The 25,781-nt window shown below is 75.1% G+C and carries 19 protein-coding genes; 14 read left to right on the top strand and 5 right to left on the bottom strand.

Going from position 1 to position 25,781, the window contains the following annotated elements:
* Positions 1-36 precede the first annotated feature (36 nt).
* Together ACZ79I_RS37040 and ACZ79I_RS37035 are read right to left on the bottom strand one after the other, a co-directional pair.
* The gene (locus ACZ79I_RS37040; RefSeq protein WP_471503742.1) at positions 37-756 is read right to left on the bottom strand and encodes a MarR family winged helix-turn-helix transcriptional regulator; all 720 of its coding nucleotides are present in this window, start codon (positions 754-756) and stop codon (positions 37-39) included.
* On the bottom strand, positions 753-2,420 hold the full coding sequence (locus tag ACZ79I_RS37035) for an FUSC family protein (protein ID WP_471503740.1): 1,668 nt from the start codon (positions 2,418-2,420) through the stop codon (positions 753-755). The genes ACZ79I_RS37040 and ACZ79I_RS37035 overlap by 4 nt, the downstream gene beginning before the upstream one ends.
* A gap of 191 nt (positions 2,421-2,611) precedes the next feature.
* Here ACZ79I_RS37035 and ACZ79I_RS37030 point away from each other — a divergent pair, with 191 nt between their 5' ends.
* From ACZ79I_RS37030 to ACZ79I_RS37015, 4 genes are all read left to right on the top strand, one after another.
* Positions 2,612-3,154 carry a DUF5134 domain-containing protein gene (locus ACZ79I_RS37030; protein WP_471503737.1) on the top strand — a complete coding sequence of 181 codons (543 nt, stop codon included), beginning with the start codon at positions 2,612-2,614 and terminating at the stop codon, positions 3,152-3,154.
* Positions 3,155-3,270: 116 nt separating this feature from the next.
* The gene (locus tag ACZ79I_RS37025; RefSeq protein ID WP_471503734.1) at positions 3,271-4,206 is read left to right on the top strand and encodes a M56 family metallopeptidase; all 936 of its coding nucleotides are present in this window, start codon (positions 3,271-3,273) and stop codon (positions 4,204-4,206) included.
* An 84-nt stretch (positions 4,207-4,290) separates the two neighbouring features.
* Positions 4,291-4,998, top strand: coding sequence for a phosphatase PAP2 family protein (locus ACZ79I_RS37020; protein WP_471503732.1), 708 nt, complete (start codon positions 4,291-4,293; stop codon positions 4,996-4,998).
* Positions 4,999-5,029: 31 nt separating this feature from the next.
* Positions 5,030-5,728, top strand: coding sequence for an HAD family hydrolase (locus ACZ79I_RS37015; RefSeq protein ID WP_471503729.1), 699 nt, complete (start codon positions 5,030-5,032; stop codon positions 5,726-5,728).
* Between the two features lie 47 nt (positions 5,729-5,775).
* Here the strand turns inward: ACZ79I_RS37015 and ACZ79I_RS37010 are convergent, their stop codons facing one another.
* On the bottom strand, positions 5,776-6,021 hold the full coding sequence (locus tag ACZ79I_RS37010; protein ID WP_381079106.1) for a DUF2630 family protein: 246 nt from the start codon (positions 6,019-6,021) through the stop codon (positions 5,776-5,778).
* 270 nt (positions 6,022-6,291) lie between these two features.
* On the opposite strand from ACZ79I_RS37010, the gene ACZ79I_RS37005 reads away from it, so the two are divergent.
* Complete coding sequence (locus ACZ79I_RS37005; protein ID WP_471503727.1) at positions 6,292-6,975, top strand: TetR/AcrR family transcriptional regulator; 684 nt, start codon at positions 6,292-6,294, stop codon at positions 6,973-6,975.
* Between the two features lie 185 nt (positions 6,976-7,160).
* Here the strand turns inward: ACZ79I_RS37005 and ACZ79I_RS37000 are convergent, their stop codons facing one another.
* Positions 7,161-7,769, bottom strand: a complete 609-nt coding sequence (locus tag ACZ79I_RS37000) for a DUF6214 family protein (protein ID WP_471503725.1) — start codon at positions 7,767-7,769, stop codon at positions 7,161-7,163.
* A 175-nt stretch (positions 7,770-7,944) separates the two neighbouring features.
* Between ACZ79I_RS37000 and ACZ79I_RS36995 the strand changes: the two genes are divergently transcribed.
* Together ACZ79I_RS36995 and ACZ79I_RS36990 are read left to right on the top strand one after the other, a co-directional pair.
* The gene (locus ACZ79I_RS36995; protein ID WP_471503723.1) at positions 7,945-9,318 is read left to right on the top strand and encodes an FAD-dependent oxidoreductase; all 1,374 of its coding nucleotides are present in this window, start codon (positions 7,945-7,947) and stop codon (positions 9,316-9,318) included.
* A gap of 131 nt (positions 9,319-9,449) precedes the next feature.
* Complete coding sequence (locus tag ACZ79I_RS36990) at positions 9,450-10,847, top strand: nucleobase:cation symporter-2 family protein (protein ID WP_471503721.1); 1,398 nt, start codon at positions 9,450-9,452, stop codon at positions 10,845-10,847.
* Here ACZ79I_RS36990 and ACZ79I_RS36985 read toward each other — a convergent pair.
* Positions 10,758-11,126 (bottom strand): ArsR/SmtB family transcription factor, encoded by a 369-nt coding sequence (locus ACZ79I_RS36985; RefSeq protein WP_471503719.1) that lies wholly within the window; start codon positions 11,124-11,126, stop codon positions 10,758-10,760. The two genes, ACZ79I_RS36990 and ACZ79I_RS36985, sit on opposite strands and share 90 nt — an antisense overlap.
* A gap of 133 nt (positions 11,127-11,259) precedes the next feature.
* Here ACZ79I_RS36985 and ACZ79I_RS36980 point away from each other — a divergent pair, with 133 nt between their 5' ends.
* The 7 genes from ACZ79I_RS36980 (at position 11,260) to ACZ79I_RS36950 (ending at position 25,484) form a co-directional block, all read left to right on the top strand.
* Positions 11,260-12,339, top strand: a complete 1,080-nt coding sequence (locus tag ACZ79I_RS36980; protein ID WP_471503717.1) for an NADH:flavin oxidoreductase/NADH oxidase — start codon at positions 11,260-11,262, stop codon at positions 12,337-12,339.
* Between the two features lie 117 nt (positions 12,340-12,456).
* Positions 12,457-12,744: a metal-sensitive transcriptional regulator gene (locus ACZ79I_RS36975; protein ID WP_471503715.1), complete on the top strand. Its 288-nt coding sequence runs from the start codon at positions 12,457-12,459 to the stop codon at positions 12,742-12,744.
* Positions 12,745-12,995: 251 nt separating this feature from the next.
* On the top strand, positions 12,996-13,874 hold the full coding sequence (locus ACZ79I_RS36970; protein ID WP_471503713.1) for a DUF4132 domain-containing protein: 879 nt from the start codon (positions 12,996-12,998) through the stop codon (positions 13,872-13,874).
* Between the two features lie 376 nt (positions 13,875-14,250).
* Complete coding sequence (locus ACZ79I_RS36965; RefSeq protein WP_471503711.1) at positions 14,251-18,735, top strand: hypothetical protein; 4,485 nt, start codon at positions 14,251-14,253, stop codon at positions 18,733-18,735.
* On the top strand, positions 18,732-19,859 hold the full coding sequence (locus tag ACZ79I_RS36960; RefSeq protein WP_471503709.1) for an ATP-binding protein: 1,128 nt from the start codon (positions 18,732-18,734) through the stop codon (positions 19,857-19,859). Before ACZ79I_RS36965 ends, ACZ79I_RS36960 begins: the two co-directional genes overlap by 4 nt.
* Positions 19,846-23,625 (top strand): vWA domain-containing protein, encoded by a 3,780-nt coding sequence (locus tag ACZ79I_RS36955; protein ID WP_471503707.1) that lies wholly within the window; start codon positions 19,846-19,848, stop codon positions 23,623-23,625. The genes ACZ79I_RS36960 and ACZ79I_RS36955 overlap by 14 nt, the downstream gene beginning before the upstream one ends.
* A complete protein-coding gene (locus ACZ79I_RS36950) occupies positions 23,622-25,484 on the top strand; it encodes a hypothetical protein (RefSeq protein WP_471503705.1) in 1,863 nt (620 codons plus the stop codon). The genes ACZ79I_RS36955 and ACZ79I_RS36950 overlap by 4 nt, the downstream gene beginning before the upstream one ends.
* Positions 25,485-25,781: the final 297 nt, after the last annotated feature.

The following is a 25,781-nucleotide window of genomic DNA, read 5'->3' as shown; positions in this document are numbered from 1 at the left end:
CGGGCGCCGCGCCGTTCGGTACCGGCCGGTCGCACGTCAGCGGCGGGGCGCGCCGAGCCGGCCCTCCAGCTGGACGAGCAGTTCGCCGAGCAGCGCGGCGAGTTCGCGCTGCCCGTCGCCGTCGAGCCCGGACAGGACCGCGGTCTCGTAGGCCAGTTGCTCGGGCAGGACGCCGTCGACGAGGTCGCGGCCCGCGCCGGTGAGGCGGACGTGGGCGACTCGGCGGTCACGGGCGTCCCCGCGCCGCTCGACCAGGCCGCGTTCGGTGAGCTGCTTGAGTCGCTTGGTGACGGCGGCACCGGAGGAGAACGTCTCGCGGGCGATCTCGCCGGGGGTGAGCTCATGGCCCGTGCGCCGCAGCGTGCCCAGGACGTCGAACTCGGCACGGGTCAGCCCGGCGCGGCGCAGGGGCGCGTCCTCGGCCTGCTGCAGCAGGGCGGCGCAGCGGTTGATGCGGCCGATGACCTCCATGGGGCCGGTGTCGATGTCGGGGCGCACGGTCCGCCACTGGCGTACGACGGCGGCGACGATGTCGCCCGCCGGTGTGCGCCCGGCCGGTTCGCGCGCCCCGGCGTCCCGCCCCGCGGCCGCCGCCGCCCCGACACCTGCGCCTGCGCCTGCGCCTGCCGGTGTCCCCTGTCCCTCCGGCCCGTTGACCCCGGCCTTCCGTTCGCCCCGCCCCTGCGCACCGGCGCCCGCGGCCGTCCGGCCGGCCGCGCCGTTCCCCGTCGTCGCCCGCCCTTTCGCCGCCGTCATACGTGTGTGCCTTCCGAGATGTGGGGTCGCCGCCGTCGTACCGTCGCGGCGAGCGTACGGTGTCCGGCCTGTTCGGCGCGCAGCACCCGCTCGGCCGGCAGGGCGCGCTGCCACCACTCGCCGGCCGCGGTGTCCGCCGCGGCGCGCAGGTCCACGACGGCGGCGACCAGACCACGACGCGCGGCCTCCAGGGCGCCGGCCGGGCGGTGCTCGGCGGCCAGCACTTCGGCCGCGTGCCGACGGGCGCGCTCCACGGCGGTGAGGGCGTGCTCGACGCGGTCGCCCGCGCGTCGGTTGGTGACGGCGACCGCGGCGGCGAATCCGGCCCCCGCCCCGATGAGGGTGTCCAGGACCCGGTCGGCCATCAGCCCGCCGGCCTGCTGGTAACAGGCGAACTCGGTGATGAGCAGGGCCATCGGGGTCACGAAGACACTCCCGAGCCAGTAGTTGCGGCTGATCAGCGCCTCGGCGCCGAAGTTGAGGGCGAGACCGCACAGCACGAGGGCCAGGGGACCGAGGTGGGCGAGCGGGGTGATGGCCGCGAAGAGCAGGACGCCGGTGAGGTTGCCGATGACGCGCTGGACGCCGCGGCTCCAGGTGAGGGTGACGTTGGCCTGGTGGAGGGAGGCGGCGGTGACCAGCGCCCAGTAGGGGCGGCCGACGCCCAGCGCGAGTGCGGCGTAGCCGGCGAGGACGCAGCCCAGGGCGGTGCGCAGTGCGAGGGGGGCGAGGGGGCCCAGCCGGCGGTGCAGCGGGGGCGGCGGCGGGCCGTCGCATCCTGCCTCGGCGCCGACGAGATCGTCGCCGGACCCGGCGGGGCCGCCCGCGCCGGCCCCGGCGAGGTCGCCCGGCCGGGGAACGGACCCGGTACCGCGCAGGGCGCCGGCCCAGGCGCGCAGCCGTGCGGGATCGGCGTCGTCGGGCGCCGCGAGCGCCGCCTCTGCGCGGATGACGAGCCGCTCAAGGGCGTCTCGGTGCTCCGATCGGGGGCCGGTGGACCGCAGCGACTGCCGGGCGGTGTGCACGGCGGCCGCCGCGCCCGCACGGGCAGCGGCCTGCCCGGTCTCGGCGAACCCGGCGGCCGACCGCAGGGCGTGGGCAGTGGCGCGGCGCTCGGGTCCGTGCGGCCGCATCAGACCGGGGGCCATGCCGACGGTCCACGACCACGCCCCCGCCGCGGCGGCCAGCGCGACATGGCCGGGCACCTGTCCGAGGGTCTGCGGCGCGAACAGGGATCCCGAACTGACGAAAGTGAAGATCACATTGCCGGGCGGCCCGATGCGGGTGGCGTCGCAGAGCGTCTTGTGGAAGGCCGCGAGCACGGCTCCGACGGTCACCAGCACGACCACGTCGGTGGTGAGTGACGCGGCGACCAGGGCGACGGTGAGACCGGCGAGCATGCCGAGGACGACCCGGACGAGGGTGCGCGCCCGGGCCGCGTACGGGCGGTTGTGCGCGTAGAGGGCGCAGAGCGAACCCGCCATCGTGTAGGCCGCCAGGTCGAGACGGCCCAGCGCGACCAGCGTCAGGTTCGGCGGCGCGGCCGCCACGACCACGCTCAGCGCGGGCTTGAACCAGATCTCGGAGGGCCTGCCGAGCCGCAGAAGGCCGGAGAGGGGCAGGGGGCGCACACGGGAGACCGGAGACGGGATCGCACTGCTCATGCGGAAACATTAACAGGTGTTTTACTCGTGAAACATCTCTGGGGCGGCCACCGTCCCAGGTCACGGCCGCCGTGCTCCCCCGTGTACCGCCGCGTACCTCCGTGCGCTCGCTTGCGCATCGCCGATGGAGGGCATGTCCACCTTACGACTGTTTACGACCGTTCGAGCCCGTCGAGCGGGGGAGGTGGGCGGTGCACGGACCGGCTTCGCCCGGCTGGCTGCTCGTCGCACTGTGCGCGGCGACCGGCGCCTACTGCCTGCTGCGTCTGCGCAGCAGTGTCGAGGAACAGCGGCGGACCGCGGGCAGCGAGGCGGTGATGGGTTTCGGGATGGCGCTGATGGCCGTGCCCGCGACGGTGGCGGCGCCGCCCCCCGGGGCCTGGATCGCCTACGCGGCGGTCTTCGGCGGCGCGGCGGTGCGGTCGCTGTGGGCGGCGCGCACCAGCGCCCACCATCTGCACCACCTGGTGGGCGCGCTGGCCATGGTCTACATGGCGGTGGCGATGGCCGCCTCCCCCGGGCACCACGGGCACGGCGGGGTCCCGCCCCTCACCGGGGTGCTCCTGCTGTACTTCGCGGGGTATGTGCTGTGGTCGGGGATGCGGCTGGTGCCGGTCACGGCGGTGGCCACTGCGGGCACGCGCTCCGTCGGCTGGGGCGACCGGCCCGAACTCGCGCGTGTGTGCCGCCTGGCCATGGCCATGGGGATGCTGGCGATGCTGCTCGCACTGTGAGAGGGGGCGGCGAGGACATCCCGGCCGCCGATCCGGGGTGTACGAAACCGTGGTGTGCGTCACATTGCCTCATCCCTCCATATCCCATGGCACCGCACGGCTCTTAGGCTTTGTTCATGATGGTCCCCGCGGCACTGTTGCTGCTCGGCGCCTTGACCGCCGTGCTCACTCCGCGGCTGCTCGCCCGGGCGCAGTGGCTGGACCGGGAACCGGTGGTCGCGCTGTGGGTGTGGCAGTGCATGGTGGCGGCCGTCCTGGTGTCCTGCGCCCTCTCGATGACGTTGAGCGCGGCCGCCGCCTGGGCCGCCGTGCGGGGCCATGTGTTCGCCCCCGCGCCGCACTCGGTCGTGGAGGCCTACGGGTTCAGCACCGGGAGCCCGTGGGCCGCGGCGACGGCGGTGGTGCTCGCCTGCGGTGGGGCCTGGAGCGCGGTGATGCTGGTCCGTGAGGTCGCCCGGGCCCGTGCCCTTCGCCGCCACAGCCGGGCCGGACTGCTCGTACGCGCCCCGCTGCTGCCCGGTGAGGAGCCCGGCAGCGACCGGCTGGTGGTCCTGGAGGGAGAGCGGCCCGACGCCTGGTGGCTGCCCGGCGCCACGCCCCGGCTGGTGATCACGACGGCCGCGTTGCGCCGGCTCAAGGGCAGGCAGCTGGACGCGGTGCTCGCCCACGAACAGGGGCACGCGCGGGCCCGGCACCACTGGCTGCTGCACGTCTCGGCGGCGCTCGCCACCGGCTTTCCGCAGGTGCCGGTCTTCGCGGCGTTCCGCGACGAGATGCACCGCCTGGTGGAACTCGCCGCCGACGACATGGCGTCGCGCCGACACGGCCGGCTCACGACCGCGCTCGCGCTGGTGGGACTGAACGAGGACCGCGGTGTGTTCGGCCCCTGCCCCACTCCGGAGGCCAACGTCCCGGAGCGTGTCCACCGCCTCCTCACTCCCCCCAACCGCCTGCCGGCGGTGCACCGGCTGCGGCTGACGGCGACCGCGGCGCTGGTGCCGGCGATCCCCGTACTCGTGACGTTCGTGCCGGGGCTGCGCGCACTGGGGTAGCGGGGGCCGCGGCAGCCGCCCTCGCGGGAGTCGCCGGGAGCACCGGGCTGGCCCCGGGCCCCGCGTGTCGGCGAGGATCACGGTATGCACCTCGCGCCCGTGGAATCGCCACCCCGTCGGCCGAGCCCGCGGACCGCGGCGCTCACGGCCGCCGCACTGACCGTGCCGTCGGTGGTGCTCCTGGTGCTGGTCGCCGTCTCCTGGCACCCGCTCATGGCACTGGACGGCGGGGTCGCGCGCGCCGCCCACCGCCGCGCGGTGGGCGAGCCCGGGCTCACCCACGCGTTCCGCATCCTCACGGACTGGGTGTGGGACCCGACGACCATGCGCATGCTGGGTGGGGCCGCGGCGCTCTGGCTGCTGTGGCGGTACCGGGCGCGGGTGCTCGCCCTGTGGGTGGCGGGCGCCGTCGCCCTGGGGGCGCTGGCGCAGCAGTCCCTCAAGGCCGCCGTCGGCCGGCGACGCCCCGTCTGGCCGGATCCCGTCGACTCCGCGCACAACGCGGCCTTCCCCTCCGGTCACGCCATGACGGCGACGGTCGTGTGCGGCCTGCTGCTGTGGCTCCTTCGCCGGCACGGCGCCAGGGGCGTCGTGTGGCGCACGGCGCTCGCGGCTGCCGTGGTCTCCGTCCTCGGTGTCGGGCTGACCCGTGTCTGGCTCGGGGTGCACTGGCCGTCGGACGTGGTGGGCGGCTGGCTGTTCGGCGCCCTGCTGGTCACGCTCGCGGTGGCGTCGTACGAGCGGTGGCGGGGACCAGGGCGGCCGGCGGATCGGCGGGAAGGGCGTTCTTGACCCGCCCGCACGCCTCCCGAAGGATCGGTCCATGGCGATCAAAGGCGTGCTCTTCGACTTCTCCGGGACCCTCTTCCGCATCGAGTCGAGCGAGTCGTGGCTGCGTGCGGTGCTGGCGGAGAGCGGCGTCGCCCTGCCCGAGCCCGATCTGGTCCGCGCGGCGCAGCAGTTGGAGTCGGCGGGCGCGCTGGCCGGCGGCGCCTTCCCCACGGGACCGCTGCCGGACGACCTCGCCGCGCTGTGGGCGGTCCGGGACCGCACCGCCGAGGCACACCGGGCCGCGTACACCGGTCTCTCGCGACGGGTGCGGCTACCGGACCCGGGACTCCACGACGCCCTCTACGACCGCCATATGACACCCGCCGCCTGGCAGCCGTACCCCGACACCGCCGAGGTGCTGGGCGCGCTGCGCGAGCGCGGGGTGGCCGTCGGCGTGGTCAGCAACATCGGCTGGGATCTGCGCCCTGTCTTCCGGGACCACGGCATGGACCCGTACGTCGACGCCTACGTGCTGTCGTACGAACACGGCATCCAGAAGCCCGACACACGGCTGTTCGCCGTGGCCTGCGAGGCGCTCGGGGTCGACCCGCGGGACGTCCTGATGGTCGGCGACGACCGCCGCGCCGACGGCGGGGCGGCGGACCTGGGCTGTGCCGTGTACTTCGTCGACCACCGCCTGGTCACCGAGCGCCCGGACGGTCTCCGTCCCGTCCTGGACCTGCTCGGCTGAACCGGCCGGCCGGGTTGTCCGGCCCCTGTGGCCGTCGGCCCGGTTGGTCAGCCCTCGTAGTTCTCGACCTGGGACGACGGGCGAACCCGGGCGTCGTCGGGGTTCCCACCGAACTCGGCCCTGGCGCGTCGCTGACGCAGCAGGTCCCAGCACTGGTCCAGCGCGCGTTCCAGCCGCGCGAGCCGTTCGTGCTCCGTCTCGCTGTCGATCCGGCCGGCCGACAGCGCGTCACGCAAGGCGTGCTCCTCGTCCACCATCGCCGTGATCCTCGCCAGGATCTGGTCTTGATCCATAGGGGTCAGCCTCCTCCCGACTCGTGCCCACTCTAGGGACGGTTCGGCGGCTCTGCGACACCTGCGCCGGGCCTGCCCGACGCGCACACGGCCGTGGCTCGCTCCCGAGGCCGCACGGTCGACCGACCGGCTTGCGCGCGGGCATGCGACCGCCCTGGACCATCCCCCGCGTGGCCCAGGGCAGACGCCACCCGGAGCCGCCCCGTCGGGACGGGATCCGGGATGCGTTGAGTATAGTTGGCTGGCAGCCAGTCAACGCAGGAGTCCAGCATGTCCCCCCGCAGCGCCTCGGTCAATGAAGAATTGCGGCGGCGTTCCCGCGAACGGCTTCTGCAGGCTGCGGTGGAGCTCGTCGGCGAGCGCGGTTACGACGCGACGACGCTCGGCGACATCGCGGACCGCGCCGGCTCCGCGCGGGGCCTGGTGTCGTACTACTTCCCCGGGAAGCGTCAGCTCCTGCAGTCGGCCGTGCACCGCCTGATGCACCGCACCCTGGAAGAGGCGCTGGAGCGCGAGCCGCGCACCGAGGACGGCCGGGAGCGCATGGCACGGGCCGTCGACGCGATCCTCGGCCTGACCGTCCATCACACGGTCCTCATGCGTCAGCACATGGCCGGAATCCTGCAGGCCGAGGGTTTCGTGCAGTGCCCCGAGCAGCAGCGGCTGGCGGAACTGCTGCGGGACACGGTCACACGGCTGGGGTCGCCGGACCCGGACAGCGACTATCCGATGCTGCGGGCACTGCTGATGGGCGCGGTCTACGCGGCACTGGTGCCGGGCGTTCCGATGCCGGTGCCCGTGCTGCGGGCCGAGCTGTTCGAACGGTACGGCCTCGACTGGACGATGGGTGCGCCACCGGGCCCCGAGGGGACCGGCGGCGCACCCGACACGGATCTGTCGCGGTTCTTCGCGACGGAGAGCCGCCGCCCGCAGGGGAACGGTCAGTCGAAGTAGTCCGGCTGGGTCTGAGCCCCCGGCGATGTCGTTCGAGTAGACGTAGCCGTTGTAGTGGTACGCCGACCAGGAGCCGGGAATCCCGGCCCTTGACCGGGATGAGGCAGAGGAGCGAGACCGGCAGGATGCGCGCCCTGCCGTGACGGGCCGGCCGGCTCGCGTCGGCGCCGCGCCCGCGCCGGTGTTCAGGGCCGTGCGTGACGGGGGGTCAGCATTCCCGCGTCGCGGGCGCCGCCGATCAGTTTCAGCGACCTGCGGCGGCTGTGCCCCGTCGCGGCCATCACGGCGAGCACCGGGTCGGCGCCCTGCCCCTGGGCCGCCAGGTACTCCTCGGCGACGAGGCGCCACCCCTCGAGCGCGGACGGCGGGGCGGGGTGGGCGCACCCCGGCGAATCCCCGGGCGGCTCGCGGGGCGCGGACTCGCGGGGCGCGGACTCGCCGGGCACGGACTCGCCGGGCACGGACTCGCCGGGCACGGATTCGCCGGGCACGGATTCGCGGGGCGGGCACTCCGCCGCTCCGCACGCCTCCAGCAAGGGCTTCTCGATCCAGTCGGCGAGCGCCGCCAGGTCGTCGAGGGACAGAGGCGGCTGGGCCCGTACCTCCTCGATCCCCACGCATCCGCCGCCCACCACGGCGAGGACGTCGACCCCGCCCCCGTCGGGGAAGTCCAGCCGCACGGCGAACCACGTCGTGTGGTTCTCGCGCTCCTGCACTTCCCATGCGGGCCATACGGATACGGCCCCATACGATCGATAACGCTCAGAAAAATCCCGAAAGGACGCTTCCAGCACATACGCAACGTAAGCGAATGATCACACACCCGGCGACGAGCCACGCACGGGAAGGGCGTGCGCCGCACCCCGTCGGCCCAGCGCCACGCCCGCCGCTCCTCCCTTCTCCCTTCCTGCGGCGTGCGGTGCCATGCTGGAGGCATCAAGCGATCTCCTCCGCCGAGGGAGTTCCGCCGTGCTGCGTGTCGCCGTCGTCGGTTCAGGGCCGAGCGGGGTCTACACCGCCCAGAGCCTTGTCCAGCAGGATCCCGAGGTGCGCGTCGACGTCCTCGACCGGCTGCCGTGCCCGTACGGGCTGGTGCGGTACGGAGTCGCGCCCGACCACGAGAAGATCAAGTCGCTGCAGGGGAATCTGCGGACGGTCCTCGAGCACGAGCGGGTCCGGTTCCTGGGCGGCGTCCCCGTGGGAACCGGCGGGGTGCCGCCCGCCCGGCTGCGCGAGCTGTACCACGCCGTGGTCTACTGCGTGGGAGCCGCGACCGACCGGCGTCTCGGCATCCCGGGCGAGGAACTGCCCGGCAGCTGGTCGGCGACCGAGTTCGTGTCGTGGTACAGCGCGCACCCGGACGCCGGCGCCGACGGCTTCCTGCTGGGCGCACGCAAGGCCGTGGTGATCGGGGTCGGGAACGTCGCGGTCGACGTGACCCGCATCCTGGCCCGCGGGGCGACGGAGCTGAGCCCCACCGACATGCCGCAGGCGGCGCTCACCGCACTGGCCGCCAGCGGCGTCACGGAGATCCACATGGTGGGGCGGCGCGGCCCCTCGCAGGCCCGCTTCACCACCAAGGAACTGCGTGAGCTGGGCGCCCTGCCGGACACCGACGTCATCGTGGACGAGGAGGAGCTGGCGCTCGATCCCGCGTACACCGATCCGTCCGCGCTGCCGGCCGGCCAGCGCCGCAACGTCGAGGTGCTGCGAGGCTGGGCCGCGACACCGCCGCGCGGCGCCCCGCGCCGGATCCGGCTGCGGTTCTTCCTGCGCCCGGCCGGACTGCTCGCCGATGACGGAGCCTCCCCGCTCGGGCCGGGCACAGGCCGCGTCACGGCGGCGCGTTTCGAGCGGACGGTTCCGGACGGTCACGGCGGAGTGAGGGGTACCGGCCGCTACGAGGACATCGAGACCCAGCTGGTGCTGCGCTCGGTCGGCTATCGCGGAGTGCCGCTGGAGGGGATGCCGTTCGACCCGGAGACCGGCACCGTGCCGCATCGGGTGGGACGGGTGCTGCGCGACGGGGCGGTCTCGACGGGCGAGTACGTGGCGGGGTGGATCAAGCGCGGACCGACGGGTGTCATCGGCACGAACCGCTCCTGCGCGAAGGAGACGGCGGAGTCGCTGCTGGCGGACGCGCCGGTACTCGTACGACGTGACGTGCCCGACGACGCGCTCCGTGCGCTGCGCGCGGACGGCCTGGCACCCGTGGAGTGGGCGGGATGGCTGGCGATCGAGCGGGCGGAGGCGGAGCTCGGGGCCTCGCTGGGCCGACGGGTCGTCAAAATCCCCGACTGGCAGTCCCTCATGGCGGCGGCCCACGGCGGCGGCCCGTCCTGAGCAGCGCGGGAACGGGGTGCGCCCGGCCGCCGTGACACACCGGCAACACCCGCGACATCAACAAACTGTTCAAGCCTCCTACGGTCTCGTGCTGTCCCGCGTCCCCTGCCCAGCACCGCTCTGGAGCGCCCATGGCAACCATGACACCCGTGCACCCCGTCGACGAGGTCCCGCCCCTGCGCCACCTGGCCGCCTTCGGACTGCAGCACGTGCTCGCGATGTACGCGGGCGCGGTGGCCGTCCCCCTGATCGTGGGCGGGGCCATGCGGCTGCCGGCCGCGGACCTCGCCTATCTCATCACCGCGGACCTGCTGGTGTGCGGCATAGCCACGCTCATCCAGTGCGTCGGCTTCTGGCGCTTCGGCGTGCGGCTGCCGATCATGCAGGGCTGCACGTTCGCCGCCGTCTCCCCCATGGTGCTCATCGGCACCACCGGCGGCGGACTTCCCGCGATCTACGGCTCGGTGATCGTGGCGGGTCTCGCGATCGTGCTGCTGGCACCGGTCTTCGGCAGGCTGCTGCGCTTCTTCCCGCCGCTCGTCACGGGCACGGTGATCCTGATCATCGGTGTCTCCTTGCTGCCGGTGGCGGGCAACTGGGCCGCGGGCGGGCAGGGTTCGAAGGACTTCGGGGAGCCGAAGAACCTGGCGCTGGCGGCCTTCGTGCTGGTGGTGGTGCTCGGAGTGCAGCGGTTCGCGCCGGCCTTCCTGAGCCGGATCGCGGTGCTGACCGGCATCGCGGTGGGGCTCGCCGTCGCGGTGCCGTCCGGGTTCACGGACTTCGGCGGGGTCCGGGAGGCCGACTGGGCCGGGATCAGCACGCCCTTCCACTTCGGCACGCCGGTCTTCCACGCCTCCGCGATCGCCTCGATGCTGGTGGTGGCCCTGGTGACGATGACCGAGACGACCGGTGACCTGATCGCGGTCGGCGAGATGACCGGCCGGAGGGCCGAGCCGCGGTCGCTCGCGGACGGGCTGCGGGCCGACGGGCTCTCCACGGTCCTCGGCGGTGTCTTCAACACCTTCCCGTACACGGCGTACGCGCAGAACGTCGGCCTGGTCGGCATGACCCGGGTGCGCAGCCGCTGGGTCGTGGCGGCCGCCGGGGGCATCCTCGTGGTCCTGGGCCTGCTGCCCAAGCTGGGCGCGGTGGTCGCGGCCGTTCCGGCGCCGGTGCTGGGCGGCGCCGGCCTGGTGATGTTCGGGACGGTCGCCGCCGCCGGGCTGCGCACGCTGGCGCAGGTGGACTTCAAGGGCAACCACAACCTGACCGTGGTGGCCGTCTCGCTGGCGGTCGGCATGCTGCCGGTCGGCGTGCCGACGGTGTACGGGAAGTTCCCCGACTGGTTCCAGACGGTGATGAACAGCGGGATCAGCGCCGGGTGCCTGACCGCGATCGTGTTGAACCTGCTCTTCAACCACCTTCCCTCGAAGGCGGGTTCAGCCGCCGGTGCGGCCTCCGGCGCGGTCGGCCTGGTGAGCGGCGGCGGCGAGCAGGGCGTCGAGGAGTCCCGGGAAGAGGCCGTCTAGGTCGTCCCTGCGCAGGACGTTCATCTTGGCCGTGCCCCGGTAGGTCTGCCGGATCACGCCGCTCTCGCGCAGCACCCGGAAGTGGTGCGTGGTCGTGGACTTGGTGACGGGCAGGCCGAACTGCGAACAGGTGAGCTCGTCGCCGTCGGCGGCGAGCTCACGCACGATCTGGAGCCGCACGGGGTCGGACAACGCGTGCAGCACGGCCTCCAGGCGGATCTCGTCGCGCGCCGGGTGCGGAAGGTCGCGGCTGCTGGTGGCGGGGGCGGCTGTGGTCACGACGGCTCCAGTGCGTCCGGGAGGTGAACCGGGGGCTCCCTCATTGTACGAGACCTGTCGTAGTTTGACATTCACCGTACTACGATGCCTATCGTACGAGCGTCCGTCGACCCCGCACCGAATGGAGTCCGCCGTGAGCACGCTGTTCGAGCCGTTCACCCTGCGCGACACGACCATCCCGAACCGCATCTGGATGCCTCCCATGTGCCAGTACTCGGCGGCACCGGAGGGCCCCGGAACGGGCGCGCCCCGGGACTGGCACTTCGCGCACTACGCGGCGCGGGCGACCGGCGGCACCGGACTGATCGTCGTCGAGGCGACGGCCGTCTCCCCCGAGGGCCGCATCTCCCCCTACGACCTGGGCCTCTGGAACGACGCACAGGCCGAGGCGTTCCGCCGGATCACACGTTTCCTCACGGAGCAGGGCACGGTGCCGGCGGTCCAACTCGCGCACAGCGGCCGCAAGGCGTCGACCGACCGCACCTGGAAGGGCGGTGCGCCCGTCGGCCCGGACGCCCACGGGTGGCAGCCGGTCGCCCCCAGCCCGCTCTCCTTCACGGCGGAGCACCCCGTGCCCACCGAGCTGACCGCGGACGGCATCAGGGACATCGTGGGCCGGTTCGCGGACGCGGCCCGCCGCGCACTGGCCGCGGGCTTCGAGGTCGTCGAGATCCACGGCGCGCACGGCTACCTGCTCAACGAGTTCCTCTCCCCGCACTCCAACCACCGCACGGACGCCTACGGCGGCTCGTACGAGAACCGCACCCGTTTCCCGCTCGAAGTCGTCGACGCCGTGCGGGAGGTGTGGCCGGACGACAAGCCGCTGTTCTTCCGCGTCTCCGCCACCGACTGGCTGGGCGAGAACGGGTGGACGGCCGACGACACCGTCCGCTTCGCGGCCGATCTCCAGGCCCACGGCGTGGACCTCCTCGATGTCTCGACCGGCGGCAACGCCGCGGGTGTGCACGTCCCGGCGGGCCCCGGGTACCAGGTCCCCTTCGCCGCCCGCGTGAAGGCGGAGACATCGCTGCCGGTCGCCGCGGTCGGGCTCATCACCGAGGCCGGGCAGGCCGAGAAGATTCTGGTCGGCGGCGAGGCGGACGCGGTGTTCCTCGGCCGCGAACTCCTGCGCAATCCTTCGTTCGCCCGCCTCGCGGCCCGCGAACTGGGCGTCGGAGTACGGGTTCCGGAGCAGTACCACCGCTCGGTCTGAGCCGGCGGTCCCACCCGGCCCGGTTGTCCCGCCGCCGGGCATCCCTGTCATCCTTGATTGTCGCTGATACCCCGAAGCGGGGTAGATTACCCCGAGGGGTATGTCTGAGGAGTGAGCGTGGACCTGGATCTCGCGGGCGCCGAGCTACGAGCCGTGCTGAACCGACTGCGCCGTGCGCAGGGCCAGATATCCGGCGTGATCCGGATGATCGAGGAAGGCCGCGACTGCGAGGACGTGGTCACCCAGCTCGCCGCCGCGTCGCGCGCCCTCGACCGGGCCGGCTTCGCGATCATCGCGACCGGTCTGCAGCAGTGCCTCCTCGACGGCGAGGACGACACGAAGCCGGCGGAGGACCGCGAGCAGGTGCGGGCGCGCCTGGAGAAGCTCTTCCTGTCGCTGGCGTAGGAACGCCGGCGGCGCGCGCGGGGCACCACTGGGAACCGGCCGCACCGCGACGGCCGTGCGCGGGCCGTCGGTGACGGCGGGCCGGGGCGCCTCATGGCCGAACGGCCGTTGCGCGCCTGCCGCGACGCCCTCGTCGCGGGCCGGCCGACCCCAGGCCGGCGCCCCTTCCACCGCCGCCCGCGAGGCGTTGTCAGTCCCCTCCCCTACTGTGATCACCATCGCCGGAAGGATCGTCGGGGAGGGCTCTTGGCATGGGCTGGATCGAGACATCGGACGGGTATGCCGTCACGTTGGACGGCGCGCAGGTGCGCTGCCGGAACGCCGCGGGGCGGGCGCTGAAGCAGGTTCCCGCCAAGCTGCGGGACGACGCGGAGGTCGTCCGGCTGCGGCAGCTGGCGGAATGGCTGGAGCGGCATGAGCAGGAGTGCCGCACCCAGGCGGACACCTGGCTCGTGCGGTCCCTGCCGGTGCCGGCGCGGTTGCTCGCCCAGGTCTGGCCCGACACGGCGTGGCGGGCGGCCCTGCGCGACCTGGTGGTAGCGCCCGTCGACGCCGACGGCAGCGCCGACATGGAACGCGCCGGGTTCCTGCGCGAAGCGGATCCCGAACGGGGCCTGGGTGTCGTGGACCTGGACGGCGATTCGGTGCGGCTGGACGGCGAGAGGGTGCTGATACCGCACCCGGTTCTCCTCGAAGACCTCGACGACCTGCGGGAGTTCGCGGCCGACCTGGGGGTCGAGCAGGGGGTGGCCCAGCTGTTCCGGGAGGTCTGGGCGAAGCCGGAGGATCTGGCGGACGACGCCCAGGAGTGGGGCGCCCACGCCAACGCGCGATTCGACCAGTTGCGGCACGCGACGGCACGGGCGGCGTCGTACGGCTACCGCGTGCGCGGCGGATACGCGGTCTGCCCGCTGATCGACGCCGGCGTCCCCCTGGAGGCGGCGTACTGGCTCGGCGATGAGTACCCGGAGTTCGAGGCGCTCACCGGCGGCCTGGAGTGGCGCGGCGGCGACGGACGGCGTCTGCACCTGCGCGAAGTGGGCCCGGTGGCCTGGTCGGAGGGCGTGCGCATGGCCGCGCTGGTGCACGCGGGCCGTGTGGTGAAGAACGACGACGAGGGGGAACTGTGAGCGGGGACGAACTGCTGGCGTCCGGCGGTGTCCTGCCGCTGGGCGAGAGCATCGGAGACGTGCTGACCGCTCGGTCCTACGAGCACCCGGTGCTGGAGGGGCGCACGGTGGTGCGGCTGGTGCCGGAGGCGACCGGTGCGGCCGAGGACCTCGCACTGGAGTACCTGGGGTTCACGGCCGGGACACCGGTGCCGGTGGGCCGGGTCAGGCGGCAGTCGCTCGGTTTTCCGGCCTGGGCGCTGGTCAACGACCCGGCGAACGGGCATCACGCGCTCGCCGTCGTCAAGGAGATGGAGCGCCTGGCCCGCCTGGTGGCCACCAGACCCGGACACGCGAAGGACGGCTTCGACGAGATCGGCGCGCGCCTGGACCGCTCGTGCCGCACTTCCTGCCGACCTACTACGAGCAGGTGGCGCGGCTGTTCCTGGCGGCCGAGTCGCGTCAGCACGCCTCGTCGTTCTTCGGGAAGGCGCGCGCCGCCGAGCAGCGGCACGCACTCGCGGTGGACGAGGAGCGGCTGCGGGAGGTGTTCCTGGAGTTCGCGGGTGCCGGTGCACTGAGCGGCAAGGCGCTGCGCGACCACGCCAAGGGACTGGCCGCCCGGCTGTCGGGCGAGGATGCGTACGAGCAGTTCCGGACCCTGTCGCTGCAGCGCTGCGCGGCCGGGATCGCCCCGTACGCGGGCATGCTGGAGGACCTGCGCCGGCTGGCGAAGGCGGCGGGGCTCGACGCCCGCGCCGAGGAGCGGGCGCTGCTCGCCGAGATCATCCACTCCGGTGTCATGAACCGCGCCGCGGGCAGCTTCTGGAAGGCCGCGCTGCCCACGCTGGCCGACCTGGCCCACGACGACCGTGCGGTCGGGGAGCGGCTGCTCGCGCTGCTGCCGGCCACGACGGGCGAGCACCAGGAGGAGTTCGACGCGGCGTGGCTCGCGCTCCTGGACCGGTGCGGGGCGATCGATCTGCTGCTGGACGGCACGGTGGACGCGGCCGGCTGGCTGACCGCGTGGGCGAGGCACCGGCAGCGCGGCTGGCGGCCGAAGAGGCGGCTGCCCCAGGAACTCGCCCTGGTGGAACGGCTGGCGCCGCGGCTGATCGCCGACGGCCGCCCGGTGCGGCTGCTGCGTGAGGCCGGCTACCACACGGCGGTCGACCTCGACCTGCTCGACACCGCGCTGGCGGCGGGCGTCACCGTGGCCGGCCCCGATCCGAGGACCGACGAGCTGGAGCTGCAGTACTGGCTCGCCGACGACAGCGAGGGCCGCCGGGACCTGGCGGCCGTCGCGGCGGACCCCCGGCTGATTCCCCTGCTCCGCAAGGGCGTCGAGCGCCTCACGCTCATGGACGGGCCCGGGGCCGGTCCCTCGGCCCGGCTGAAGCCGCTCGCCGCGCACCCCGTGCTCCGCACCGCGCTGGCCGGCTGGCTGGCGGATCGCGCCGAGGACGTCATGCGCCCGCTGGGGCTGCCGGGCCTCGACGACCTGCTGACCAGGGTGACCCGCTTCTCGGCTCCCGCGGTGCTGGCCACGGCGGCGGACGCGGTGGACCGGATCACCGGCTTCGACCCGGCTCCGGTGCTGGGCCGCACGCTGCGCGCCGGCGTCCTCGACGAACTGGGCTGGCCCGCGCTGGAGGAGGCCCTCGGCACCTTCGGCACGGTCGCGCCCGCGACGCGACAGCCCCACGCGCATCCGCGCGACGTCTGGTACCAGTGCGCGGACGCCTGGCCCGCGCTGATCGTCCGCGTCGGCACCCAGGTGGCGCTGGTCGGCCCGGACGCCCTCCTCGACTCACGGGTGCTGACCCTGCCGTCCAAGGGAACCCACCACGGCGAGCCCACCGTGCGGTTCGTGGACGGGCAGTGGCTGATCGCGTCCGGGTACGGGCCGGAGCGGCGGGCCTCCTGGTCCGGCCGGCCCGCCGATGTGTTCACCCCGATCGGGCTGCCCGCCGGATGGTACGGCAACGAACCCGTGTCACTGGAACTGCCCGACGGCGGCCGCTGCTTCGGCGGACGCCCGGTGCGCGCCGGGGACACCTCGTTCGCGGAGCAGCGCCGCGAGCTGGCCTCGGACGGCATCTCCCACTGGGTGCTGCACGAGGGGAGCTGGTACGCGTACGACCCGGCGTCGGCGAAACGCGGACGGGCGTCGGTGCCGGCGTTCTTCGAATCCGCACTCGCCGGCACCCGGCCGGGCGTGCGCCTGTCCCCGTCCGAGTGCCGTCTGCTGCCGGTGCGCCCCGGTCTGGAGGGCTCGCCGTTCGGCTGCAAGGACGGTCTGCTCGGCTGGTGGGTGACGCACGACGAGAAGTCCGGCACGTGGACGGCCTGTTCCGTGGACGGGACGCGGAGCCCGGCCACGGGCGAGGGCGTCCCCCTGCCGCCCCTGCGGCTGCCGGGCGGTGCCGTCGTGCACCCCCTGCGGCCACGCCGGAACCACACGTCCATCGACCTGTACGACGCGGACGGTGTGGCCGTGGCCCGCCTCCAGGAGGGCCGGCAGGGCGGCGCTCACGCGGCCGGTACCCCCCTGGTGCCGCCGGTGTGGTACTGGCATGCGCTGCGTCCCCGCGACGAGCGGGGTTCCGCCGCGCTGCGGGTCCTCACCGACGAGGACGCCGCGGCGCTGCTGGACGCCGTCCGCGACGGCGAGACTCCGGCCCAGGCCGTGGCGCGGCTGCTGCCCGCCGTGCGGGACGAGCGGCTGGCCCGGGGTGTGGCCGGGCTGGTGGAGGAGGCCGCCCGCTGCGCACGGCGGATCGCCACGCTCGCCGAGCGGGCCCGGCGCGCCGCGACGGCGCCGCAGGACGCCGAGGAGACCGTGCGCCACGCCCACGACCATGTGCTGCGCGAGGCGATGCAGGCGCTGTGCGGCCAGCAGTACTACTACGGCTACTCCTACGGACGGCCGCAACAGGCCACCGCCGTGATGGACCACTTCCGCGCGCTGCGGGGGGCGTTCGGTCCGGACACACCGGCCGGCAAGGTCCCGCAGGCGGGCACGGGCGTGGACTGGCCGACGCTGATCGGGCCGGGGATGGTCGCGCTCGGGCTGCGTGCCGCCTCTCCGGCGACGGACGACGCGCACCGCGCCGCCCTGCTCGAATTCCTCGACGCGGTGCTGTCGGTGGGCGGCGACTCGGTGCTCGTCGATCCGCGCGGCCGGCTGCGGGTGGTGCAGCTGAAGGCGTCGCGCTCCGAGCGACCGGAGCGGCTCGGCGAGCTGGTGGCCCAGGGTGCGCGCCGGCTGCTGATCCTGTCCTGCCAGAAGGTCGAGGGCGACGACGCGTACTGGAACGCCGTGGAGTACGACCCGGCCGGTGCCTTCGGCCCCTGGGAGGGCCTCGCGCTCGTCGACGCGCAGGTGCGGGGCACCGCCGACGACGGTGCGTGGGCGCCGTCGCTGCGCCGGCTCGTGACACTCGTACGGGAGCGCGGCGCACTTCCGTACCGGCCCGGACAGGCACGGGACTTCGCCGACCGGGTCGGGATCGGCTCGGTCACGGGCGCCCTGCTGCTGCTCGGGCTGCCGGGAATCACGGCGTACGGCAGGCAGGGCCTGCTGTCGGCCGACTTCCTGCGGCCGCTCGGCGCGAAGAGCGCGGAGGCACAGGCGGCACGCGGCGCTCTGGCCGAACTGACGTTGGCCGAGCGGCAGATGTGCGTTGCGGCACTGCTGCCCCGTGATCCCGACGTCGTGCGGCGGCTGTGGGACGAGGGCTTCGACCTGGAGCCGCCGACAGGGCTGTGGATCGAACGGTGGGGGAAGCGTCTGGCCGCTCCGCCCGAGCTGGTCGCCCGGGTGGTCGCCGAGATCGGCCCCGGCCGGATACTCGACTCGGTCCTCAACCCCGCCCTGCGGCCGGAGCTGACGGGGCGCACCGAACAGCGTTTCGACGACGGCATCCAGGCGGCGGATCCGCGCGCGCTGCTGACGGGCCGGGACCTCGCCGCGTACGTCGGCATGCTCGGCTGGCTCGCCTACCGGCTGCCGTACGGGGATCCGCTGCGGCCCGTGCTGCCGCGCACGGCGGGCCTCCTGCGCGAGCGGCTCGCCGACCCGGGGCTGCTGCTCGATCTCCAGGTCACCTGGGACCTCGACGGGAACGCGGCGTCGGGCCGTATCCGGGAGGCGTTCGGGCTGCCCCCAGAGGGTGGCGCGGGCCCCGACGGTGTGGTGCGCGCCGGCTCGGCGATCGTGCTCGCACCGGTGGCGCACGGGTGGGACACGGTGTGGGTGCGGCCCTCGGCCGTCCTGACCGAGGACGGCGGCTCCGACCATCCCGCGCTGAAGCTGCTCGCCGCGGTGGGCCGGCCGACCCCGGAACTGCGGGCGCTGCGGACGCTGCTGAGCGACGGCTTCACCGCGCTGGTCACGGCGGACGGCCCGCCCGGTGCGGCGCAGGACCCGACGCGCAGCGCGCCGGAGCTGGTCGCCGAGGCTGCGCAGCGGTTCGGGCTGTCGCAGGACGCGGCGGGGATCTACCTGATGCTGCTGGCGCTGCCCGATCCGACGGACCGCAACCAGGCGGCCTGGACCGGCTGGAAACCGGCCCGCCTCAAGAAGGCCAGGGCAGAGCTGGCCGCCGCGGGGCTGGTGGTGGAGGCGAAGCGGGCCCGCGCCGGGCGTTCGCAGTTCCTGCCCGGCGGCTGGCTGGAGGCCAGGGCCCCGCAGTTGCCCGTCGAGAGCTGGAAGACGCCGCTGCTGCCGCCGGGACACGGGGTGGTGGTGGTGCCGGACCGCCCGGTGCCCGAACAGTTCGCGCTGGCCTGGCGCAGGGTCGTCGAGGGGGACGCGCCGGCGTTCGAGGAGTTCGCGGGGCGGGGCGGCCGGCGCGGCAGGAGCGGGGGCAACCGATGAGCACACGGCAGATCGAGCTGCCCGAGGACCGTTACGCGCGGGAACTCGAATTCCTCGCGGCGTACGACGACGGGCCGCGGCCGCCCCGCTGGCGGCTCACCCCGCGTGCCGTCGTGACGTTCGTGTGCGGTTCGGACGGCGAGGAGCTGACCGGCCCGGACGGCCGGCGCTGTGTCGTGTCACGGAAGTTCGTGGGAGACCGGGGGCTTGTCGAGCGCTGTGTGGTGACGCTCGCCGGGGAGCGCGGCCTGCTGCTGGTCGGCGAGCCGGGCACGGCCAAGTCCATGCTGTCCGAGTTGCTGGCGGCCGCGGTGTGCGGCACCAGCACCCTCACGGTGCAGGGCACCGCGGGCACCACGGAGGACCAGCTCCGCTACGGCTGGAACTACGCGATGCTGCTCGCCAAGGGCCCGAGCCGCGAGGCCCTGGTGCCGTCGCCCGTGCTGACCGCGATGGAACGGGGTGCGGTGGCCCGGGTCGAGGAGGTCACCCGCTGTCTGCCCGAGGTGCAGGACGCGCTGGTCTCGCTGCTGTCCGAACGGCGCGTGTCCGTGCCCGAGCTGGCGGGCCAGGAGGTGGACGGCGGCGTGGTGCACGCGGTGCCCGGGTTCACCCTGATCGCCACGGCCAACCTGCGCGACCGGGGCGTGTCCGAGATGTCCGCCGCGCTCAAGCGCCGCTTCAACTTCGAGACGGTCGGCCCGATCGACGACCTGGACGCGGAGACGGAGCTGGTGCGCAGCCGGGCCACCGCGGCGCTGGAGCGTTCCGGGGCCGGATTCGCCGTGGACGACACGGTCCTGCAGGCCCTGGTCACGGCGTTCCGTGACCTTCGGTCCGGGCGGAGCGCGGAGGGCTGGGAGGTGGAGCGCCCCACCACGGTGATGTCGACGGCGGAGGCGGTGCAGGTGGCCACGTCCATGGGACTGGGCGCGGCCTATCTGGGCGACGGCCGGGATGTGGTGCGCACGCTGCCGGGGCATCTGCTCGGCACGGTCCGCAAGGACGACCCGGCCGACCACGCCCGGCTGCTGGGCTACTGGGACGGTCCGGTGCGACGGCGCGCGGAGCAGGGGGCCGCGCTGTGGCGGACGTTGTGGGAGCTGCGCGATGAACTCGGCTGACGGCGGCTCCGCGGCCCCGGAGCCGGGAGACGGGTGCCCGCCCCCGGTGGAGGCGCCCGCGGCGGCGGGTGAGGCTCTGGCGCGGTGCCGTGCGCCCTTCCTGATCGGCGTGCGGCACCACTCCCCCGCGCTGGCGGCCGCCGTTCCGGCGATGCTGGCCGGGGCAGCTCCGGAGGTGGTGTTCGTGGAGCTGCCCGAGGACTTCGCCCCGTGGCTGGAGCATCTCGCGGATCCGGCGACGGTGCCGCCGGTGGCGCTCGCGGGCAGCGGGGAGGACGGCGGACTCGTGTTCCTGCCCTTCGCCGAGTTCTCTCCGGAGCTGGCGGCGATCCGGTGGGCGCGGGAGGCCGGCGTCCCCGTGGTTCCGTTCGATCTGCCGCTCGCGCGGCGGGAGACGGACGGGCCGGCCGTGTGCCCGCCCGCCCACGAGGAGGGGGCACGTTCCACGTCGGGACGGCTGACCGCGGCCCTGCGTGCACGAGCCGGCGGGCGCACGGAGGACGACCTGTGGGCACGGCTCGTCGAGTCGTGCGCGCCCGGCGCCGCACCGGAGGAGCTGCGCCGGGCCGCCCTGCTCGTCGGCTGGGCGCTGCGCACCGACACCGGGCAGGTGAGTCCCCGCGATCTGCGCCGGGAGGCCGCCATGCGGCGTCGGCTGGCCGAATGGCCGGGCCGGCGCACGGCGGCGGTCATCGGTGCGTTCCACGCGCCGGCCCTGGTGGGCGCGGCGGGGGCGGTCGCCGTCCGGGCCGCCGGGACGGCCCCGGAGGAGCCTCCGTCGGCCGTGCCCCGGCCCTCCGCGCCCGCCGGGGCCCCCGGGGCCGGCGAGCCGGGTCCCCGTGTGACGACGTCCCTGGTGCCGTACACGTACGCCCTGCTCGACGAACGCTCCGGATACCCGGCGGGCATCCGGGACCCGGAGTGGCAGCGCGGCGTGTTCCAGGCCGGCGGGGATCCGGAGCGGCTGGAGGACCTGCTGACCCGGACGGCCGTACGGATCTGTGCCGGGGTGCGCGACGCCGGGCATCCCAGCGGCCCCGCCGACGCCCGGGAAGTGGTCCGGGTCGCCCGGGACCTCGCGGCGCTGCGCGGCCTGCCCGCCGCGGGGCGCGGAGAGCTGGTCGAGGCGGTGCAGACCGTCCTCACCCAGGGGCAGCTCCTGGGCAGGGGCCGGACGGTGGCCACCGTCATGGAGCGCGTCCTCGTCGGCGACCGGCAGGGCCGTCTCGCGCCCGGGACCCCGAGATCCGGCCTCGGCCCGGCGGTCGAGGCACTGCTCACGGAGCTGTCCCTGCCGTCCCCCGCCGCCCCGGACCGGCGCGAACTCCGGCTCGACCCACTCCGTTCCGCACCGGACCGGCGGCGCGAGGTCTGTCTGCGCCGCATGACCGTCTGCGGTATCCCGTACGGCGAGGAGACCGGCGTCACGGGGGTGGGCGAGTCGTCCGCGCTCACCACCCGGTGGGCCGTCCGATGGACGCCGTCGACCGCGGCGATGCTCGATGTCGCCGGCGTGCACGGGGTGACCCTGGAGCAGGCCGCCGCCGGAGTCCTCGGCCGGCGGCGGGCCACCGAGCGGCGCGACGGCGGACCGACCGCGGCCCAGGTGATCGCCGGGCTCGCGGACGCGGCCCGTTGCGCCCTGCCGGCGCTCGCCGCCGAACGCCTCCCGGAGGTTGCCGAACTCCTCCCCGCGACCGGGACCCTGCCCGAACTGCTCGACGGGCTCGATCTGCTGAACCGCCTGGCCGCCGGGCATGTGCCGGGGCTGCCCGCGGACTGGGAGGCGGAGCGTGTGCGGGCGGCCTCCGAGCAGCTCGGTGCGGCGGGGGTGCGCGCGCTCGACGGTCTGGCGGGATCCGCCGATCCGGCCGACGCGCGGGCCCTCGTGGACCTCGCCACCCGGGTCGACGGGGCGGGCGGGGGGCTGCGCCTCGCCGATGCGCTGGCGCGGCTGGACGCGGAGGGGACCCCGTCGATCCGGGGCGCCGCGGGCGCCGCGCGCGTGCTGCTGGGACAGCGGGACGCCGCCGGCTTCGGCGCCCGGCTGGCCTCGCGGGTGGACGCGGCGGCGACGCCGGAGCTCCGAACGGATCTGGCGGAGTTCCTGCGCGGCACCCTGCTCGCGGCGGGCCCGCTGCTGGAGACCGGGCAGGCGCTGGACCCGCTCGTGGAACGGATCGAGTCCCTCGACGACCGGTCCTTCCTCGACCGCCTCCCCGCCCTGCGCGCCGGCTTCGACGTCCTGTCCCCGGCGGCGCGCTCACGGATGCTGGCGGCCGTGGAGGACCGCACCGGCGCCGCGGTGGGCGTGTTGCCGGATCCGGTCGCGGCGCCCGGATTGCTGGCCCTGATGGCCGCGGCGGATCTGGCGGGACGCGAGGCGCTCGCGGCGGCCGGATGGGCCGTACCCGTGGCGGGCACCGGCCGGCCTGCGACGGCAGCCGGCACCGACGGCCCTGTGGCGGCAGCCGGCTGTGCACCGGCGCCGGGGCCGGGGCCGGACGCCCGGGCGACGGCGACGGCGACGGCGACGGCGACGGCGACGGCGACGGCGACGGCGACGGCGACGGCGACGGCGACGGCGGAGCGTGAACCGGCCGCCGCCGCGCCGCGGGCGCCGGGACCGGCAGCACCCGCAGGGCCGGGGGGTCTCGCCCCGGGTGAGCGGTGGCGTCTCCTCCTGGGCCGGGCCCGGGAGCTGACCGGGCGGGCGGGGCGGATCGCCTCGGCGCTGGACGAGTTGTACGGGAGCGGGAGGGGCGAGGGCTCCCGCGGTGAGGAGGCCGTCGGCGCGGGCGGGGGCGGCGCACCGCCGTACCCGGACGTGCGCAGCTGGTCCCAGGAGCTGGCGGCGCTGTTCGGGCCGGGGGTGCGCGAGGAGGTGCTGGCCGCGGCGGCGGACGCCGGGCGGGCCGACGCCCTGCTGGAGATGGACCCGGCGGCGGCACGGCCCTCCGTGGAACTGCTGCGCACGGTCCTGTCGTACGCGGGCGGCATGCCCGAGCAGCAGCTCGCCCGGTTGCGGCCGTTGGTGGCGCGGCTGGTGCGCGAGCTGACGCAGGCGCTCGCCGCCCGGCTGCGGCCCGCGCTCACCGGTCTGGCCCATCCGCGCCCCAGCCGCAGACCGGGGGGCCCGCTGGACCTGGCGCGTACCGTCCGGGCGAATCTCGCCACCGCCCGCCGGGATCCGGCGACGGGGGCCGTGGCGGTGCTGCCGGAACGGCCCGTGTTCCGCACCCGGGCCCGCAAGGCGGCGGACTGGCGCCTGGTGCTGGTCGTCGACGTGTCCGGGTCGATGGAGGCGTCCACGATCTGGGCGGCGCTGACCGCGTCCGTGGTGGCGGGGGTGCCGACGCTGAGCACGCACTTCGTGGCGTTCTCGACCGAGGTCATCGATCTCACGGACCGGGTCGACGATCCGCTCGGGCTGCTGCTGGAGGTCCGGGTCGGGGGCGGGACGAGCATCGCGCGGGGGCTGCGGCACGCGCGCTCGCTGGTGACCGTTCCCTCCCGCACTCTCGTCGTCGTGATCAGCGACTTCGAGGAGGGCGGTCCCGTCGGGCCGCTGCTGGGCGAGGTCCGGGCGCTGGTCGACGCGGGCTGCCATGTCCTCGGCTGCGCGTCACTGGACGACCGGGGGCGGCCACGCTACTCGGCCGGTGTGGCCGGGCGGTTGGTGGCCGCGGGCATGCCGGTGGCGGCGCTCAGCCCGCTGGAACTGGCCCGCTGGGTGGGCGAACGGATGGGAGGTGGGCACCGGTGACCGCGCTCCCCCCGGTGACGGCGGACGTGGCCGCCGCCGCCCTGGAGCTGCTGCCCACGCGGTTGCGCAAACGCGTCGACGCCGCGGCGGTCAAGGCGGCGAACTGGACGGTGCGGGCCACGGACACGGGCGTGGTGGTCCATGTCGACGACTCGACCACGGTCACGCTGACCACCACGTCGGGGGTGGTCGCCTCGGCCGACGCGGCGGTGTGCGGCTGTCTGCTGGCACCGGCGTGCCTGCACCGGGCGGCGGTCCTCACGCTGGCGCCCCTGGCGGAGGAACCTGACCCTCCGGGGCCGGAGGGCGAACCGGCGACCGGGGCACCGGGGACGACAGGACCGGAGGCGGCGGAACCCGGGGCAGCGGGGCCCGACGGGGACGCGGGCACGAGGGGGGCTGCGGCACCTGCCGGGGACGCCGGGGCACTGCTCCTGACGCCGCAGCAGTCCGCCGCGGCACTGGCCCTGTGCGCCGCCGCGTGCGACGTGCTGGCCGCGGGAGTCGCCGGCTGCGGCACCGTCCACCGCACCACGCTGCTGCACACCGCTCACTCCGCGCGGGTCACCGGTCTGCACCGGGCCTCGGCCGCGGCCGTGCGCGTCGCCCGACGGCTCGGGGAGGCCACCTCCCAGGACCCGGCGTTCCGCCTCTCGGAACTCTCCGCGGACCTCGCGGAGTTGCTGACGGTGGTGCACCGGCTCGGCGCGGCGCCCGACCGGTCCGTCGTCGGAACGGCACGCCGCGCCTACGCATCGCCCGGGTCGCTGCGGCTGTACGGGCTGTTCACCGAACCGGTGGTCACGGCGTCGGGGTACGCGGGAGCGGTCGCGTACGCCCTCACCCGGCAGGGCGGCCTCCACTCCCTGTCGGACGTCGCGCCCGGCGGCGCCGACCGGGTGCCGCAGGCGGCGGGCGCCTCCCTGCCCGGTGGATGCGCCCTCACCCTGCGCGAGCTGGGCGATGGTGGCGGTGCGATCCTCACCGACGCGACCGTTTCCCCGGACGGCCGGATCGGCAGTGGCGGGACGGTCCGTTCGGTACGGGCGGCGGGCGCCGACTGGTACGAGGAGCCGCTCGACGCGCTGTGGAGGCGTTCCCCGGGCCGGCAGCTGAACGCCGCGCTGGAGTGGGCCGCCCTCCCCGCGCAGGACCGGACGGCGGGCGGTGATCTGCTCTTCCTCTCCGGGACGATGACGCCGGAGGGGTTCGCCGTGGACGACGGCCCCACCGTGCGGCTCCTGGCCCCGGACGAGCGCCCCGAACTGCCCTACGCCGAGAACCTGCTGCTGCTCGCCGGCGCGCACGGGCTGCGCCTGAGGGTCGTGGCCCGTCCGGCGCCCGACCGGCCGCAGGGCATACGCGTGCTGGCGGCGGCCTGGCGGGACGCCGGCGGGGAGACGTTCCGCGTGGATCTGGGCCTGCGCCGGCTCAACCGGACGCATCTGCCGCCCGTCGGCACGGCGGTCGCGGGGTCGGCCGCGCCCCCTGCGCTGCCCACGGAGCTGGACCTGGTGGGGCGGCTCGTGGAGCGTGCGGTCGCGGGCGGGCGTGCCGTCGTCGCGGTCGCCGGGGACGGCGACCTCCCGCGCCGGCTGCGGACCGTGGGCCTCGTGACGGGGGCCGACTGCGTTCGGGCCCTGGCGCGGACCGCGGCGGACCGGCGGCACGATCCGCTCGGCCGTCTGCGCGCGGCCGATCCGGAGGCGTATGCGCGGGCGTGGGTCGCGGCGTTCCTGTACACCTCGGCCGCCACCGCGTCCCTGCTCACGGCCGCGTGGACGCCGGACGCGGATCCGGCCGGCCGGGCCCGGAGCGATGCGGCCGCGCCACCGGTGGCGGAACGCCCGCGGGCCTGAGACCGCCCGATGCCCGAGGAGGGCGTGGGCGGGTCGGTGCCTCCGGGTCCGGGTCACGTGCGGCTGTGGCGTGGTGAGGGATGGGGCTGCGCCCCGGAGTGCGTCCGCCGATGCCCCGACGGGCGCGTCCGTCCCCATGCCGGACACGCCCGCCGCTCCGCGGTGCCCGCCGCCCGGTCGCCCCGGGCGGAGAGGCCACCACCGCGGTGACCCGCCTCGACGAGACTCGCGCCTGGCGCGACGCCGTGCACGGGGTCGAACGGCCCCCGCCGGGGACCGAACGTCCTGGGCGGTGTC

Source organism: Streptomyces sp. PSU-S4-23 (genome assembly GCF_055632315.1).
The sequence above is the reverse complement of the archived record's forward strand: the minus strand, read 5'-3'. Positions and strand labels throughout refer to the sequence as shown.

Bases quoted from the DNA above. Each gene is read 5' to 3' on its own strand.
- ACZ79I_RS37010 (WP_381079106.1), bottom strand. From the start codon at position 6,021: ATGGATCAAGACCAGATCCTGGCGAGGATCACGGCGATGGTGGACGAG.
- ACZ79I_RS37035 (WP_471503740.1), bottom strand. From the start codon at position 2,420: ATGAGCAGTGCGATCCCGTCTCCGGTCTCCCGTGTGCGCCCCCTGCCC.
- ACZ79I_RS36955 (WP_471503707.1), top strand. From the start codon at position 19,846: ATGAACTCGGCTGACGGCGGCTCCGCGGCCCCGGAGCCGGGAGACGGG.
- ACZ79I_RS36990 (WP_471503721.1), top strand. From the start codon at position 9,450: ATGGCAACCATGACACCCGTGCACCCCGTCGACGAGGTCCCGCCCCTG.
- ACZ79I_RS37020 (WP_471503732.1), top strand. From the start codon at position 4,291: ATGCACCTCGCGCCCGTGGAATCGCCACCCCGTCGGCCGAGCCCGCGG.
- ACZ79I_RS36960 (WP_471503709.1), top strand. From the start codon at position 18,732: ATGAGCACACGGCAGATCGAGCTGCCCGAGGACCGTTACGCGCGGGAA.
- ACZ79I_RS37025 (WP_471503734.1), top strand. From the start codon at position 3,271: ATGATGGTCCCCGCGGCACTGTTGCTGCTCGGCGCCTTGACCGCCGTG.
- ACZ79I_RS37005 (WP_471503727.1), top strand. From the start codon at position 6,292: ATGTCCCCCCGCAGCGCCTCGGTCAATGAAGAATTGCGGCGGCGTTCC.
- ACZ79I_RS37015 (WP_471503729.1), top strand. From the start codon at position 5,030: ATGGCGATCAAAGGCGTGCTCTTCGACTTCTCCGGGACCCTCTTCCGC.
- ACZ79I_RS37040 (WP_471503742.1), bottom strand. From the start codon at position 756: ATGACGGCGGCGAAAGGGCGGGCGACGACGGGGAACGGCGCGGCCGGC.
- ACZ79I_RS36970 (WP_471503713.1), top strand. From the start codon at position 12,996: ATGGGCTGGATCGAGACATCGGACGGGTATGCCGTCACGTTGGACGGC.